The organism is Sabulicella glaciei (genome assembly GCF_026183895.1).
In the GTDB taxonomy this organism is placed as follows: Bacteria; Pseudomonadota; Alphaproteobacteria; order Acetobacterales; family Acetobacteraceae; genus Roseococcus; species Roseococcus glaciei.
On sequence record NZ_JAPFQI010000032.1, the window covers coordinates 1 to 15,271 of the forward strand.

Consider the following 15,271-nt stretch of genomic DNA (forward strand, 5'->3'; position numbering starts at 1 on the left):
CTTCGGCCTGTCGAGCGGCAACACCCCGCACCCGCAGGATCACCCGGAGATCACCGAGCGGCTCACCGAGATCGTCGTCATCATCGCCTTGACCGGTGCCGGCCTCAAGCTCGACCGGCCACCGTCACCTTCCGACGGTCAGCCGGGGACGCCTGCTGCCCTCAAAGCGGCGATGTAGCGGTCCCGGACCTGTTGATCCCGGAGGGGAGGCACGACGTCCTCCAGGCTTTGATCCGGAGGGACAACGCTCCGCAGATCTGCGGCGGCCTCACGGGCGTCCGCCCCCCGGCCGGACAGCATGAGCGCCCCGACCAGCATGCGGCGCCCCGAAAGCCAGGACGGTGTATAACGCACGGAGCGGTCAGCCCAGTGGATCGCAGCGTCCCAGTCGCCTGCGACAAGATGGGCCAGTGCAGTGCCCGAGAACATCAGAACCTTCTCGTGGTCGTGCGGGCTGAGCCGCATCGCGCGCTCGAGAAGCCCGATCGCCTTCTCGGACTGGCAGGCAAAGATGTAGACCCAGGCGCAACTCACCAGGACCTGGGCCGACCCGCTGTTCCGTGCGAGAGCCCGCTCGGCTGCCGCAATCCCCGCTGCATAGTCCCGGGCCAGATAAGCGACCGCAAGGGCCGCGAGCCGGAGGACGCTGGGATCGTCCGGCTCCAGCTTGAGGGCATCCCTTGCCCAGGCCGCTCCTTCCACCCACTCCTCGGGGCCGGACCATCCCTGCGCCTTGCGGATCACTCGGTGGCCCGCGCTGAAGGCCTTGGCCAGGGCGAAATTGGGATCTAGCGCAACCGCCTGGCGGAGCTTTGACATTGCCACATCGCTGTCCTTGCGCGTGAAGCGGTAGGCGCGGCTGAGCGCGCGCAGGTAAAGATCGTAGGCGTCGAGGTTTTCAGTGGGTTTGGTGTACGCGCGCCCGATCTCAGCGGCCTCGAGCTTTGGCTCGACCGCAGCCGCCACGGCTTCGGCCACGCGGTCCTGGAGGGCAAAGATGTCCTCCATCGTGCCATCGAAGCGGTCCGCCCAGACATGGTGGCCTGTCTCGGTCTCGATCATCTGAACGGTGATGCGAACATGCCCGTCAGACCTTCGGACGCTGCCCTCGATGACGTAGCGCACGCCCAGCTCGCGGCCCACCTGGCGCACGTCCACGGCGCGCCCCTTGTAGGTGAAGGCGGAGTTCCGGGCGATGACGAAGAACCAGCGCACCCGGCTCAGCGCCGTCGTCAGCTCCTCCGTCATGCCATCGACGAAGTACTCCTGCCCCGGGTCGTCGCTCAGATTCGAGAAGGGCAAAACAACCAGAGAAGCGCGGACCAGTGGGGGCAGGGGGCGAGGGGTGGCCTCCCACGAAATCTGACGGTCAAGGGAAGGGGGACTCTCGGCGCTCCCCGCTTGCGCCGTGGGAGATCCATCTCGTGTCACCTCGGCGTCAAGCAGATAGCCGCGCCGTGGCATGGTGCGGAGCAGCCGTCCGTCGTCATGGAGCGCCCGGCGGATCTCGGCGACGCAGCCTGTGAGATTGTCGTCCGCTACGAATACCCCGGGCCAGACCGCGGTGAGCAGCTCCTCGCGCGAGACCAGCCGGCCCGCGTTCGCCAGAAGATGCCAGAGGACGTCGAAGGTCTTCGGCCGCAGGACAACTTCCGCGCCCGAACGGTCGATCAGCGCCGCTCGGCGCGGGTCGAGGGTGAAACTTGCGAAGTGGAAGGTGACAGAGCCCTTCCTTTCACCCATGGCCGGTTCTCCCGGACATTGTCCCAGCAAGCCTAAGCCGAGACGGGGAAAGCGTGCAGCAGAAATTCATGCCTTTTCAAGAATACTTGTAGGTCGTTCTCAGGACTTGGGTGGCCCGGGGACGCATTCTCCGCCTCACCGATGCGGAATGGCACGGGGAGCATCCGGATTTCCCGGGAAGCACCGGCTGGCATCGTGAGGGAGGCAAAAATGACCGTCTTCAAGAACGCCCTGGCCGTGGCCGCCGTCACCGCGGCCTTTCTCGGCACCGGCATGGCCAACGCCCAGTCCTGTCCGTGCATGAACCGTGGCGCCGAGGATTCGAGCATCGACTACGGACCGGGCCAACCCAACAACGTCGTCGGCGGTGGCCGGCTGGTCGCACTGTTTGAAGAGGAGAACCACAGCGCCACCTATTTCGAGCCGCAGTACGAGCAGCAGGCGCAGAGGCGCATGGTGTCGCACGTGTACACCTCGGGGGATGGTCGCGCCGAGGTCGTCTGGGTGCCCGAAGGCACGCAGGCGGCCACCCTGGCGACGCTGGGCGGTGACGGCAGCCTTCTGCAGACGCGCATCGGCCGGCAGCGCATCGCCAGCCGATGACCTGCCCAAGCCCGGGCCCGCCGCAGTGCGGGCCCGGTTCCACCGGTCTCGGCCGCACGGCGCCCGCAGCGACCCCTATTCTGCGAGGCCTGCAGCCCGCAGCCCGCCGACCATGGTCGCAACGAACGCCTGGTCGACGAACTCAGCGGCCACACGGCTTGCGAATACGTGGGCGCCGGCAGGGTTCGCGCTGCGAAACTGTTCGGCGGCTGCCTGAGCCTCTTCCGTCCGCCCGAGCGCGTGCAGGGCCGCCACCACGACCCGGTGCCCCGTCGCCCGATCTGGCATTTCCGCGACGGCGCTCACGCCGGCTTCGAGCGCTTCCTCGAAGCGCCGAGCCATGAGAAGAGCGTAGCCGAGGCCGGAGAGAAAATACGATAGCTCGGGGTCAAGCGGACTCAGGCGAATGGCGCGCTGGAAGAGTTCGATCGCCCTGTCAGGGCGTCCCACGTATAGCAGTGTCCAGGCGGCGCCGCTGTGTGCCTGGGCCGAGTTCGGGTTGAGCATGAGCGCGCGTTCCACTGCGTCGAGTCCACGCTCACGGTCGTGCTCGAACCAAGCGATGGCTTGCCCAGCGCAGCGCAACGTCGCCGGGTCGTCGTGACTTTCGACGAGGGCTTCGCGCGCCAGCCGGGCGCCCTCTTCGCGTTCGCCGGGTTCGAGCCAGCCCTGCACCTCGCGGATCAGAATCGAATAGGCGGCAAATGCCTTGGCCTGTGCAAAGGCTGGATCCAGTTCCACGGCGCGACGGAGAAGGTCCAGGGCTGCGTCGCTGTCCGACTTGGTCTTTGCATAGTGGCGCGGCAGGGCCCGGAGGTAGAGATCGTAGGCGTTGAGATCTTCAGTGGGCTTGCCGCGTGCACGCTCAACCTCCGCCATCCGGACGCTGGGTTCGATGCTGGCGGCCACAGCCTCAGCGATGCGGTCTTGCAACTCGAACAACTCAGTCAACTCGCCGTCGAAGCGCTCGGTCCAGAGGTGCGTGCCGCCTCTTGTTTCGACAAGCTGCACCACGATGCGCACGTGTCGGCCTGCCTTGCGGACGCTCCCGTCCAACACGTAGCGAACACCAAGCTCGCGTCCGATCTCACGCACATCCGCGGCTCGGCCTTTGTAGGTGAAGGCGGAATTACGGGAGATCACGAACAGCGAGCGGATGCGCGACAGCGCCGTGGTGATCTCCTCCACGACACCATCGGCAAAATATTCCTGTTCAGAGTCGCCGCACAAATTGGCAAATGGCAGCACAACAAGGGAGGGCTGGTTCGGTAATGCGAGACCTCCTCTTCCCTGGAGTGGCTCATCCCCCTTCGCCCGGCCGGGGGCTCCGGCTGTCACAGGCTTGGCTTCGGCGCTCCGTGGCGCTGGGTTGCCGCGCTCATTTTGTCCATCAGCCGCCATGTCGCCCGTGCCTTCGGCTCAGGATCACGTATCGGTGAAAGCAATTGCTAAACGTTGCCTGCGAAGAGAAGTTCGCGAGCAAGGCAGTTCTGCAGGGGCTTCTGATAGTGGGCAGAACTGCAGTTCGTGGCTTCTCCAAGACCAACGCTGGTGCCGCAGCCTTGGAAAGACGTCCCTGTCTATTCTGTTCCCCAAACCGTCACCACGCCCGCCCGATGGCAGTTCAGGAGCAAACGAGGTCATAGCTTAAGACGGGGTCATCAGATCGACAGCGTAGATGCAGGTCCAGCTGCGCAGCTCGCCGAGAAAACGTCCATCGGCCTCAAACCGGCCCGTCAGCGTGGCCGGGCCGTCGAGCGCTCCGCTGAGCACGGTCAGACCGCCGGCATGGACGATGCCCCGCAACACCGCCGGTCCGGCGCGGAACGACACCCGGCGGCCCGAGACGACCAACAGGGGCGCTGCCGCGTGTCCGCTGCATTCCCCTTCGCGTCCCTCGAACGCTGCGGCCAGCGTGCCGCCATAGCTGGCGTTCAGCGCGGGCACGGCCGCGGCGGGCGCTGACTCCGGGGTGTGGCGCACGGCCACCATGGCCATGGCCGCGGCGCAGAGTGCGAGGGCAACGCCGAGCCGGTTGTCCGTCATCCGGGACGGAGACGCCGCTGGGAGACGCTGGGGGGAGAGAGTGGTGCTCATCGCTTGCCTTCCGACCCTGCGCCGCAGACCCGTTTGACCGGCGGCGTGCCCGAAAGGCTAAGGTCCAGGCGCCGCGGGCCGTATCACCCGGCCGGCCCGGTCCGCGCATCACCCGGGCGGACCAGCGTGCCTCTCAGAGCCCGCTTCATAAAGCGCGTGCGATGCGGCGCAGAAGCACGGCCGCGGCAGCGAGCGTGAAGAACGCGGTGGCCGAACTCTCGGTGGCTTCGTGGTCGCGGGCAAGACGCCGGCATCGGCTGGTCCAGCCGAAGGTGCGCTCGATCACCCAGCGACGGGGCTGAACCGCGAAGCCTCTAGCTTCTGGGGCACGGCCGACCAGCTGGACCGTGACGGGCGTCGCGGTGGCGACGCGCTCCCCCGCATAGGCGCGATCTGCGTAGCACAGCGCGAGGAAGGGCCACGGGCGCCGGGATATGCCGAGAAGCGCAATCCCGCCGTGACTGTCGTGCGACGAGGCTGGCGAGACGGCGGCGAGCAAAAGACGGCCATCGGTGTCCACCAGCGCATGCCGCTTGCGGCCGACGACGCGTTTGGCCGCATCGTATCCCCGCACACCTGCAACGCCGACGCCGCCCGATCGAACAGCTTGCGTATCCACCACGGCCGCCGTGGGCGAGGCTTGGCGGCCCATCCGCTCCCGGTCGGCCATCGCAAGCGCATGAGCGATGCGCTCGAAGGTGCCCGTGCGCGCCAGGCGGAGGAACCAGCGCAGCGTCGTCGGCCAAGGCGGGAAATCACGTGGCAGGTGCCGCCACGCGCAGCCAGTGCGAAGAACGTACAAGATGCCGTCCAGCACCGCTCGCATCGGCCAGCGCCGTGGTCGTCCGAAGGGAGCGGGCGGCGGCAGGAATGGCGCCGCCAGCGACCACTCGGCGTTGGTCAAGCATGTTGCATAGGGCTGGATTGGGCGCGCAAGCTGCGCCCGGGCGGCGGGGGTCCACATGGGCGACCTCGAAGGACATACAGACATCCCTCGAACGCACGAGACCGTCGCCGCTCACCCCCCTCTGCGATCCATACGAAACCGTTCCGAAGCGGGCTCTCAGGCAAGGCCGGCGCGTGCGGCCAGCGCGGCCGCGGCGCTGCGCGATGGGGCACCGAGTTTGAGCAGGACATTGGTCGCCTGCCGCTTCACCGTGTTCTCGCTGACCCCGAGGCTCGCGGCGATGGCGGGGTTGCTGAGGCCGCGCGCCATCAGGCGAAGGACCTCGCGCTCGCGCGGGCTCAGCTCGGCCAGGCCGGGTGGCAGCGCGTCGCTCTGCCGCGGCGCCGGCACGGACACCCCCTTGCCGGATGGCCGAGGAGCCGCTGCGTCGTCCCCGGCGAGGGCGAGGAGCGGCAGGCGGACGCCGCCGGCTTCGGGTCCGAGCGGCAGGCGCGTTTCCCGCTCGCGGAAGCGCAGGCCCGAGCCCGCCACGAGGTCGCGCACCGTGCCCGACACCAGCACCTCGCCGGGCGCGGCCAGCGCGGCGATGCGGCGGGCGACGTGCAGGGCCAGCCCCGCGTTGGCGCCGACCTCGCCGAGGGGCGCGGCGGCAACCTCGCCCACGTGCAGGCCGCAGCGCAGCCCGCGGTCTAGCAGGTGCTGTGCCGCCTCCCTCAACGCGACGGCGCAGCGGACCGCGCGGGCGGGGCCATCGAAGCTTGCAAGAAGCGTCCCGTCGGGGAGGAGCGAGGCGCCAGGGCGCACACCGGATCTGGCGGCAAGGACGGCGTTGGCCTCCACGCGCCAGCGGTCCAGCCGCGCGCACCACGCCGCGTCACCCAGAGCCGCAGCGCCGCGCTCCGGGTCGGCGACCTCGGCGGCCAAGACCGTGGCCAGCACACGGTCCGCCACGCCCGCGACGGAGGGGCGCTGCCCAGTGACGAAGGCTTCGATCTCGTCGGCGACTGGGCCCACGTCACCCATCCAGATCGGGTGGGCATCGCCGGGGACGGTGGCGAGGCGTGCGCCGGGGATGTGCGCGGCAAGAAACGGCCCCGCTTCGTGACCGATCCAGGTGTCGCCGGCGCGATGGAGCACCAGCGTCGGCACCCGGATCGCGGGCAGGATCGGACGGATGTCGATCGAGGCGTTCATCCGGACCAGCTGCTGCGCCATGCGCGGGCTCGCCCCAAGCCGTTCATGCCGGGACCACCAGGAGCGGAGATCCAGGTCGGACTGATGGACCGGATCGAAGCGCCCCAGCATCATGCCAGTGCCCCAGTCCGCCTCGATTTCGGCGAGGAACCGCTCTGTCTTTTCCGGACCGGACACGTATGCCGCGAAGGAAGGGTAGGCGCCATAGAGCACCAGCCCCCGCGTGCGGTCCGGATACGTGGCGGCAAAGAGAGCGGCCATGGCCCCGCCCTCCGAAGCGCCGACAAGAAAGGCACGTTCCGAGCCCACGGTGTCCATGATGGCTCGGACATCATCCATGCGCTGCTCCAGCGTCGGCGCCTCGGTCACGGGGTCGGACAGGCCGGTGCCACGCTTGTCGAACAGGATCAGGCGCGAGAAAGCGGCCAAGCGCGTAAGGAGGTGTGCGTAGCCCTCGTGCTCCCATTGCAGGTCGAGGTTGTTGATGAAGCCCGGGACATAGACGAGATCCACCGGGCCATTCCCCACGACCTGGTAGGCCAGGTGGACCTCGCCGTTCCGGGCGTAGCGGGTCTGCGGACGGGCCATCGGGGCGGGCCTCCCGTCGGGCAGATTGGGCCGGTACTTGGGGACACGGCAAGCACTATCCCCTAAACCAGGGCCGATCGCGGCGGGCTGGCCAGCATGCCGGCATTCCGCATGGCTGTGCCCTGCGCCGCAAAGACTTCTCGCTGAGAGGCCGTGCTGCGTCTCCAGCAACGCACTGCGGAAATTTGCATTCTGACGGCCACGATCCTTTGGCGGTCCAACCTCGGCCCTGTCTCGCTGAAGCGCTCCAAGACCATCCGCGCCGCCTCGGTGCGCGACGCACTTTCGTAGATCGCCGCCAAGGTTAGCAGTCGGCGCGACTGCGCCCGGTCTTTCGATCGCCGCACCAGGGCGCGCAGCGTCCGTGCATCGTAGTCAGAACGAAGAGGAAGCGGCTGACCCATGGCGAGGCCCCGTTGCTCCCCACCTTGAATAAGATCTGGCCCGCGTGGGAGAATCCCCTTCGTGAGTCAGTCTCACCAGGACTTGGTATCACATTGACAGCCGGGGCCGCGCGGCTTTGCCTATCACTGGCCCCGCGAGAGGGCGAGGAGGAAAAAACCGTGAAGAAGCGCCAGATCCTGCGCGCTGCTGCCGGCCTTGGACTGCTGGCCGCCCCTGCCTATGCGCAAGCGCCTTTCCCCAGTTCCAGCATCCGCATGGTGGTGGCGTTCCCGCCAGGTGGAAACACGGACATTTTTGGGCGCCTGTTTGCCGAGCCCTTCGGGCGGGCGCTCGGCCAATCCGTGATCGTGGACAATCGCGGCGGGGCGGGCGGTCTCATCGGCTCGGGCGAGGTGCATCGCGCCCGACCGGACGGGTACACGTTGATCTTTCAAAGCCCGACGGCCGGGGTCACCGGCCCGCTCACGCGTCGCGTGCCGCCCTTCGATCCCGTGACGGGGTTCTCGCACATCGCCATCCTCGGCATCACGCCGCTCGCTCTGGCGGTCAACCCACGGCTTGGCGTGAACAGTCTGGCCGAGTTGATCGCGATGATCCGCGCCCAGCCGGGCAAGATCAGCTATGGCAGCTCGGGCATCGGCGGCGCCCCGCACCTCTCGACGGAGTTGCTGCGGATGCGGGCAGGCAACCTTGATGTGGTCCACGTGCCCTACCGCGGCTCGGGGCCGCTGACCCAGGATCTTCTCTCCGGCACGATCTCCTTCGCCGTGGACGCCTTCACGACGCTGCTGCCGCAGCACCGCGAGGGGAGGCTCCGGATCATCTCCGTCTTCGGCGAGCAGCGCGCGGCGGTGGTGCCCGAGGTGCCGACCGCGCGCGAGAGTGGCTTCGACATCGTGACCCGCATCGCCAACTACCTGGCCGCACCCCCCGGCACGCCGCCGGACCGGCTGGAGCGCCTGGCCGCTGCCGCTCGCGCTGCGATGTCCACGCCCGAGATTGCCAGCGCGCTGGAGGCCATCGCCTTTGTGCCCGTGACGGATTCCACGCCCGAACGCGCGACGCGCTTCATCGCGGAGGAGGTGGTGCTCTGGAGCCCCGTCATCCGCGCCGCCAACATCGAGATCGAGTGAGCGCATGTTCAAGCTTACGGACAAGGTCGTCTTCCTGACCGGCTGCGGCTCGGTCGGCCCCGGCTGGGGCAATGGCAAGTCGATCGCGGTGCTCTTTGCGCGCCAAGGGGCGCGCATCTTCGGCGTGGACATCAACGAGGCGGCGGCGCGCGAGACGCAGGCGATCATCCAGGACGAGGGCGGCACCTGCGAGATCGCGACGGGCGACGTCACGGATTCCACCGAGGTGGCGCGGCTGGTCGAGGCCTGCATGGCGCGCTTCGGCCGCATCGACGTGCTGGTGAACAATGTCGGCAAGTCCGAACCCGCTATCCCCGGCGAGATGGACGAGGCGCTGTGGGACAGCCAGATCGCCGTCAACCTCAAAAGTGCTTTCCTCTGCTGCCACGCGGTGCTGCCGATCATGCAGAAGCAGGGAAAGGGAGCCGTGGTAAGCATCGCCTCCACGGCGGGCATTCGCTACACGGGGAAGCCCCAGGCGGCCTATTCGGCGGCCAAGGCGGGGCTGATCCATTTCAGCAAGACCACCGCCATTACCTATGCTCCGCGCGGCATCCGCATGAACTGCGTGCTGCCAGGCCTCATGTACACGCCGCTGGTGGCCAAGCTCGCCGAGCAATTTGCGGGCGGCGACCTGGAGGGGTTCGTGGCGAAGCGCAACGCCGCCGTTCCCATCGGCCAGATGGGCGAGGGATGGGACGTGGCCCATGCCGCGCTGTTCCTTGCTTCTGACGAGGCGAAATACGTGACCGCAACGGAACTCGTCGTCGATGGTGGGTTGACGGCTTCCACCCGTTGATTGCGGCACGCTGACTTATTCTCCCGGGTGACCGTAAGCGTCCACTGCCGGCTACGGTGTCTTTGTCTTGACGTGGCTTAGCCTGCGTCTTGACCTTCCCCCTTACTGACTGTCCGCAAAGTGGCTTCCGTTGATCAAGCGAGGCGGCGAAGCATGATGCGGCTCATGGCGGTGTGGATCATGGCGATGCCGGTTTCGGGCAGCCGCTCGTAGTCACGGGCGAGGCGGCGGGAGCGCGAAAGCCATGTGAAGGTGCGTTCCACCACCCACCTGCGCGGGATGACCTGAAAGCCTTTGGGCTTGTCCTCCAGACCATAGCGCCACGCTTGGCGCTGACGGTGAAATGGCACCTCGACACGCCATCCTCTGGCCTGGTCCAGCCACCTGGCGAAAGGGCCAGTGTAAGCTCCGTCTGCCCAGACCAGTTCGAGACGGGGCAACGCGCTAGACGACGTCATCTCGACCATCTGCCGCGCCCCTGCCGTGTCGTGCAGGCTAGCTGCATGGATGTGGGCGAGGAGGATCAACCCAGAGGCATCCACCAGCAGGTGCCGTTTGCGCCCGAAGGTCTTCTTGCCTGCGTCGAACCCGCGTTCAGGGCCGCCTACGCCCGTGGCGCGTGCTGTCTGGGAGTCGATCACTCCTGCCGAGGCTTTGCGGCTTCGCCCCGCCTTCTCGCGGGCGTGCTCGCGCAGCCGATCGTGCAGGCGTTTGAGGGTGCCGTCCTTGCGCCGGCGGGTCAGCTGCGAGTGAACCGTCTGCCAGGGCGGGAAGTGTCGCGGCAGCATGCGCCACGCGCAGCCGGAGCGGACTAGGTAGAAGATGGCCTCCGCCATCATCCGGCGTGGCCACTTCAGCGGACGCCCGAGGCAGGACGGGCGCGGAAGCAGTGGCTCCAGCACCGTCCATTCGCCGTCGCTCAGGTCGGAGGGATAGGGGCGGTCGGGCATGACGACCTCCAGCACAATGATGCTGGATCAACGCTCTACTCTCGCATCCGCCCTTTGCGGACAGTCAGTAGCCATCCCTTCCGCTGCCGCCGGACTGCTTACCGGCAGACCGCTTCTGGGGAGGCAGGCCAATGTAGAATGCTGCGTCTGGCGCTCAACGCATTCCCGTCAACAATATGATTTGCCTTGAGCTCAACCGATAAGCGCAATTTCGCCATATAAAATCGCGGAAAGGTTGAAAAGCATCGATAGATTAAATATGGCAGTTGTTTTTTTGGGCAATAATGACGCGAACATTGCAGATTTATGGAGACACCATAAATCAAGTGGGAATAGATTGGCGCGGCGATTATTTGTTCGGTTTCGGCTCTGCCATTGTTTGGGTTTCATGGCTTCGCGCGTTTATCTCGCGCGAGATCATATTTGATACAGCCCAATCAGATGATCGGAAGGGCACGAAGCAGGGTAACAGATGAGGTGGATGAGTGTCCGCTCAGCAGGAGTCTTGATGGTCCAGGCAGGTGCGGTGCTCCTCACAAGGGCTTGTCAGGCTATTGTGAGGCCCACGCCGTGACGGCCGAGAAAGTAACTGCAACAAACGGAGATGCTGCGCGCGCATGCTCCATTCTCCTAGCTGACGTTCATCCGCTTTTCCGGTCGGGCATGCGATACATGCTGCAGGAGGCACTGGCACCTGCGGAGGTGGTCGAGGCAGGCAGCCGAGAAGAAACGTTGGCCCACCTGGAACGCGGAGTGTTTGACCTCGTTCTGACCAGCCTCTTCTCCGCTCAAGGCGACTGGGACGAGTTCCTTGCATCTCTGCTTGAGCGTGCTCCGGCTGGACGGCTCATGCTCTTATCAAGTATTGATGAGCCCAGGCGTATCTGTCGTGTCCTGGCCGCGGGCGCCGCGGGATTCGTTCTCAAGGAAACGCCCCCGAACATCATCCTTCACGCGATCCGTCTTGTACTCGACGGCGGTATCTATGTCCCACCCGTAGTCCTTCGTGCTTTGTCGCGTGACGGCACTGTGGAAACCCTTGCTGCCTCGGAGGTGCCCCCTGCTGGTGTTGGAACATCTCTTACGGAGCGGCAGCAAGCAGTCCTGTGTCTCATCGTTCAGGGCGCCAGCAACAAGGCCATTGCGCGGTCGCTGGATCTCTCAGTCGGAACGGTGAAGGGGCACGTGGCAAACCTTTTGCGCCTTTATGGGGCGGAGAGTCGGCTGGAACTCGTCCATGCCGTAACCAAGCGCCGCAGCCTGCCTGCAGCGAAGCCCGAAGGATCAGAGGCACGCCGATCCGGCTGACTCCGTCCCCCGCTGTTTGGTGGCTTCGATTCGAGGCAGAGTCAGCAGGAACACCGACCCCATCCTTGGCTCTGAGCGTAGATCGATTCCGTGGCCGAGAGTGCGGGCAAGATCGCGCGCCAACGTCAGGCCCATTCCGAGCCCCTGAACCAGGCCGTCCCCATCGCCCTGCAGCTTAGCAAGCGGCTCGAAGATGACGGCCTGATGCTCGGGTAGAATGCCCACGCCGTCGTCCCAGACCTGGATCTGGGCATCACCCCCCCGCCTCCGGCATCCGAGGAGCACGCGGCCGCCACGCGCAAAGAACAGCCCATTCAAAAGAAGATTGCGCAGGATCACTTCCAACGCTCTCGGGTCGCTGATGACGCGGATGCTCGTTGGTGCAATCGACAGGCTCACCCGGTTGTCATGGGCTATCCGAGCTGTTTGCAGCGCCAGCTTCTCAAACAGCGGCATCAACTGGACCTCTGCGATCACCGGCCGGGCGAGGCTATGTTCCGCATGAACAATGTCGAGCATCGAAGCAAGCCGCCGCCGCATCTGAGTGAGGCCCAACTCGATCTGCTCGAGAATGGCCTCCACCTCATCCTCCGCCGCGCGGTGCAGGCCTGCCCTTAGGCGTTGCCGCAGAGCGTGGTTGAGCAGCCCCAGCGCATCTACCGGCTGGCAGAGATCACGAGCCAGGGCGTCGAGATCGTGAGGTTGCATGGGTGCTTTCAGAACGGGGTAAGCGGGAAGCAAAGCCATAAGGTGCCTTCACGGTAGTCCGACGGCAGTTCGCCGTCACCGGGCCGGATGGCCAGGGGGGGCGGCCACATGGCCCGGCCATGTGGCCGCCCCCGCCATGTGGCCGGCCCAAACGGGAGGGCGCGGTCGGTCCTGCGCAGCCTTATGGCCCGGCCTTCTGGGTTGGTTTCCTGGCCATCTGGCTCGTTGCTCCGACAGCATCAAATGGAGGAAGCCTCGGCCTCGGAACGCCCACGATTGGGCTGGGAGAGATTTCGTGGCTAACTGGACCGGCACCTCAAAAAACGACGTCAAGAAGGGCACTGGCAGCGCCGACCGTCTCGAGGGTCTCGCCGGCAACGACACCTTGTCCGGTGATAACGGCAACGACGTCCTCGTGGGCGGCGCTGGTGCCGACACGCTGACCGGCGGGCAAGGCAAGGATACCTTCGTCTACACCGTCGCTTCCGACTCCGGTGTCACAGCTGGCAGCTACGATACCATCACCGACTTCAGCCGCGCCGACGGCGATCTGATTGATCTCTCGGCACTCGGTCAGATCACCTGGGGTGACAGAGCAGCTCTGGGTGGAGGCAAGGCCTCAGCCTGGTACAACCCCGCCGCGACGGGCTCGTCGCTGTTCGTCGACACGAACGGCGATGGCACGGCCGACATGCGCATCGATCTCACGGGCGTCACTAGCCTCGCCCAGACCGACTTGATCGGCGTCGTCGCGCCGACCACGCCTACGACGCCCACTACCCCCTCGACGCCGACTACCCCCACTACGGCAGCTGCGCCGGATACCGCATCCATCGCCGAGGATGCCGCGAGCGCCTCCGTCTCCGGAAACATCCTGTCCAACGACGCATCCGGCTACAAGCTTGCGAGCGTCAACGGGCAGAAGATGCCCAGTTCCGCCAAGGGAACGGCATCGGTCAAGGGCGAGCATGGCACGCTTGCCATCGGCCAAGATGGCAAGTGGTCCTACACCCTGAACAACCAGGACCCGGTCGTCCAGGCCCTCGGCGTCGGCGAGACGCGGGTTGAGACTTTCACCTATGTCACCACGGGCGAGGGTGGCGCGACTGCCACCTCGACCCTCACCGTGACCATCACCGGCACCAACGATGTCCCGGTGGCGCAGGAAGGTACTGCCTCGGGCCTGGAGGATGCGGCGACCATCACGGGCCGAGTGAAGGCCACAGATGTGGACGGCGACACGCTGACCTACAGCGTGGTCCAGGGTCCAGCACCGGCCCAGGGCGCACTCACCTTCAACCCGGACGGTACCTACAGCTTCGTTCCGGCCAAGGACTTCAACGGCGCAGTCACCTTCACCTACAAGGCGAACGACGGCACGGCCGACTCCAGCGCCGCCACCGTGACGATCACGGTGGCGGCTGTGAATGACGCTCCCGTGGCGACGGGCGGCGACGCCTCCGGCGCCGAGGCCAGCATCATCACCGGCCAAGTGGGCGGCACCGATGTGGACAGCCCGACACTCACCTACAAGCTCGTGACCCCGGTGGATGGGCTGACCCTCGCTGCCGATGGTTCCTACAGCTACGCAGCTCCCAAGAACGTCAGCGGCCCGGTCACCTTCCAATACGTTGCGAACGACGGTTCCCTGGACAGCTCCGCCCGAACGGTGACGATCACCGTTGGCGCAGTCAACGACGCCCCAGTGGCGCAGGATGTCTTCGTCCAGGGCCACGAGGATGCAGCGGCGATCACCGGCTCGGTGGTGGCCACGGACGAGGACAGCGCTACGCTGATCTACAGCCTGGTCCAGGGCCCGACCGCCGAGCAGGGCACGCTCACTTTCAACGAGGACGGCAGCTACAGCTTCGTGCCGGCCGCGGACTTCAACGGCACCGTTGCCTTTACATACAAGGCCAGCGACGGTGCGGCGGACAGCAACACCGCCACCGCGACGATCCTGGTGGCGGCCGTCAACGATGCTCCGGTGGCGCAGGACGGCACCAGCTCGGGAGACGAAGACGGTGAAGCGATCACTGGCCGCGTGGTCGCCACAGACGTGGACGGCGACACACTGATCTACAGCGTGGTCGACGGCCCTGCGGCAAATCAAGGTGTCCTGACGTTCGAGAAGGACGGCACCTATAGCTTCGTTCCGGCCAAGGACTTCAATGGCACCGTCAGCTTCACCTACAAGGCGAATGACGGCGCAGCGGATAGCAACACCGGCACGGTGACGATCACGGTCGCTGCAGCGGATGAGCCCAACACCGCCCCCGTCGCTACGGGGGGCGATGCCTCCGGCGACGAGGACACCACCATTACCGGGCGGGTCGGAGGCACAGACGCCGAGGGCGCGACGCTGACCTACAAGCTGGTGGCCCCGGTCCACGGCCTGACCTTCAACGGCGACGGCTCCTACAGCTATGCCCCGGCAAAGGACTTCAACGGCAAGGTGACCTTCGACTACGTCGTCAGCGACGGCGAACTCGACAGTGCGCCCAAGACCGTGACCATCACGGTCGCCCCGGTCGACGAGGTGCCGCCTGTGGTGTCCATCGCGGACGCCGTTGCCTCAGAGGCGGTCGGGTCTGTCGAGATTCCCGTCACGCTGAGTCATGCGTCCGACCAGGACGTGACGCTGACATACGAGGCGTCCTGGCCCGGCAAGACGATCACCTTCGACGGCACGACGGAGGGAAGGCTTCCCACGGGATATGAGGGCGTGCGCTGGACCGGCATCTTCGGAGACGGCAAGGGCTCTGGCCTCGTGGCCACGGCGGGGGGCAGTTCCAGGCGCTTGGGGGTGATCTCAGCCTCGCCAGCCTGACCCTGT

The 15,271-nt window shown here is 66.3% G+C and carries 12 protein-coding genes; 5 read left to right on the plus strand and 7 right to left on the minus strand.

Annotated features, from left to right (window positions below; genetic code table 11):
- Positions 1–138 precede the first annotated feature (138 nt).
- A complete protein-coding gene (locus OF850_RS22105; protein WP_301592491.1) occupies positions 139–1,743 on the minus strand; it encodes a winged helix-turn-helix domain-containing tetratricopeptide repeat protein in 1,605 nt (534 codons plus the stop codon).
- Between the two features lie 210 nt (positions 1,744–1,953).
- Between OF850_RS22105 and OF850_RS22110 the strand changes: the two genes are divergently transcribed.
- Positions 1,954–2,346 (plus strand): hypothetical protein, encoded by a 393-nt coding sequence (locus OF850_RS22110; protein WP_301592492.1) that lies wholly within the window; start codon positions 1,954–1,956, stop codon positions 2,344–2,346.
- Positions 2,347–2,421: 75 nt separating this feature from the next.
- On the opposite strand, the gene OF850_RS23820 is transcribed toward OF850_RS22110, so the two are convergent.
- The 4 genes from OF850_RS23820 to OF850_RS22130 form a co-directional block, all read right to left on the minus strand.
- Complete coding sequence (locus OF850_RS23820) at positions 2,422–3,534, minus strand: tetratricopeptide repeat protein (RefSeq protein WP_301592493.1); 1,113 nt, start codon at positions 3,532–3,534, stop codon at positions 2,422–2,424.
- Positions 3,535–3,993: 459 nt separating this feature from the next.
- Positions 3,994–4,392, minus strand: a complete 399-nt coding sequence (locus tag OF850_RS22120; protein WP_301592494.1) for a hypothetical protein — start codon at positions 4,390–4,392, stop codon at positions 3,994–3,996.
- Between the two features lie 196 nt (positions 4,393–4,588).
- A complete protein-coding gene (locus OF850_RS22125; RefSeq protein WP_301592495.1) occupies positions 4,589–5,407 on the minus strand; it encodes an IS5 family transposase in 819 nt (272 codons plus the stop codon).
- Between the two features lie 99 nt (positions 5,408–5,506).
- Positions 5,507–7,132 (minus strand): alpha/beta fold hydrolase, encoded by a 1,626-nt coding sequence (locus tag OF850_RS22130; protein ID WP_301592496.1) that lies wholly within the window; start codon positions 7,130–7,132, stop codon positions 5,507–5,509.
- A gap of 563 nt (positions 7,133–7,695) precedes the next feature.
- On the opposite strand from OF850_RS22130, the gene OF850_RS22140 reads away from it, so the two are divergent.
- Together OF850_RS22140 and OF850_RS22145 are read left to right on the plus strand one after the other, a co-directional pair.
- Positions 7,696–8,670 carry a Bug family tripartite tricarboxylate transporter substrate binding protein gene (locus OF850_RS22140; RefSeq protein ID WP_301592497.1) on the plus strand — a complete coding sequence of 325 codons (975 nt, stop codon included), beginning with the start codon at positions 7,696–7,698 and terminating at the stop codon, positions 8,668–8,670.
- Between the two features lie 4 nt (positions 8,671–8,674).
- The gene (locus OF850_RS22145; protein ID WP_301592498.1) at positions 8,675–9,469 is read left to right on the plus strand and encodes an SDR family NAD(P)-dependent oxidoreductase; all 795 of its coding nucleotides are present in this window, start codon (positions 8,675–8,677) and stop codon (positions 9,467–9,469) included.
- A gap of 134 nt (positions 9,470–9,603) precedes the next feature.
- On the opposite strand, the gene OF850_RS22150 is transcribed toward OF850_RS22145, so the two are convergent.
- Complete coding sequence (locus OF850_RS22150; RefSeq protein ID WP_301592499.1) at positions 9,604–10,419, minus strand: IS5 family transposase; 816 nt, start codon at positions 10,417–10,419, stop codon at positions 9,604–9,606.
- Between the two features lie 441 nt (positions 10,420–10,860).
- Here OF850_RS22150 and OF850_RS22155 point away from each other — a divergent pair, with 441 nt between their 5' ends.
- Positions 10,861–11,727, plus strand: a complete 867-nt coding sequence (locus OF850_RS22155; protein ID WP_301592500.1) for a LuxR C-terminal-related transcriptional regulator — start codon at positions 10,861–10,863, stop codon at positions 11,725–11,727.
- Here the strand turns inward: OF850_RS22155 and OF850_RS22160 are convergent.
- Complete coding sequence (locus tag OF850_RS22160; RefSeq protein WP_301592501.1) at positions 11,704–12,435, minus strand: sensor histidine kinase; 732 nt, start codon at positions 12,433–12,435, stop codon at positions 11,704–11,706. The genes OF850_RS22155 and OF850_RS22160 overlap by 24 nt on opposite strands.
- Before the next feature lie 295 nt (positions 12,436–12,730).
- On the opposite strand from OF850_RS22160, the gene OF850_RS22170 reads away from it, so the two are divergent.
- On the plus strand, positions 12,731–15,265 hold the full coding sequence (locus OF850_RS22170; protein ID WP_368044721.1) for a tandem-95 repeat protein: 2,535 nt from the start codon (positions 12,731–12,733) through the stop codon (positions 15,263–15,265).
- Positions 15,266–15,271: the final 6 nt, after the last annotated feature.

Coding starts and splice junctions, on each gene's coding strand:
- OF850_RS22105 (WP_301592491.1), bottom strand. CDS start 1,743: ATGGGTGAAAGGAAGGGCTCTGTCACCTTCCACTTCGCAAGTTTCACC.
- OF850_RS22110 (WP_301592492.1), top strand. CDS start 1,954: ATGACCGTCTTCAAGAACGCCCTGGCCGTGGCCGCCGTCACCGCGGCC.
- OF850_RS22120 (WP_301592494.1), bottom strand. CDS start 4,392: ATGACGGACAACCGGCTCGGCGTTGCCCTCGCACTCTGCGCCGCGGCC.
- OF850_RS22125 (WP_301592495.1), bottom strand. CDS start 5,407: ATGTGGACCCCCGCCGCCCGGGCGCAGCTTGCGCGCCCAATCCAGCCC.
- OF850_RS22130 (WP_301592496.1), bottom strand. CDS start 7,132: ATGGCCCGTCCGCAGACCCGCTACGCCCGGAACGGCGAGGTCCACCTG.
- OF850_RS22145 (WP_301592498.1), top strand. CDS start 8,675: ATGTTCAAGCTTACGGACAAGGTCGTCTTCCTGACCGGCTGCGGCTCG.
- OF850_RS22150 (WP_301592499.1), bottom strand. CDS start 10,419: ATGCCCGACCGCCCCTATCCCTCCGACCTGAGCGACGGCGAATGGACG.
- OF850_RS22155 (WP_301592500.1), top strand. CDS start 10,861: ATGATCGGAAGGGCACGAAGCAGGGTAACAGATGAGGTGGATGAGTGT.
- OF850_RS22160 (WP_301592501.1), bottom strand. CDS start 12,435: ATGCAACCTCACGATCTCGACGCCCTGGCTCGTGATCTCTGCCAGCCG.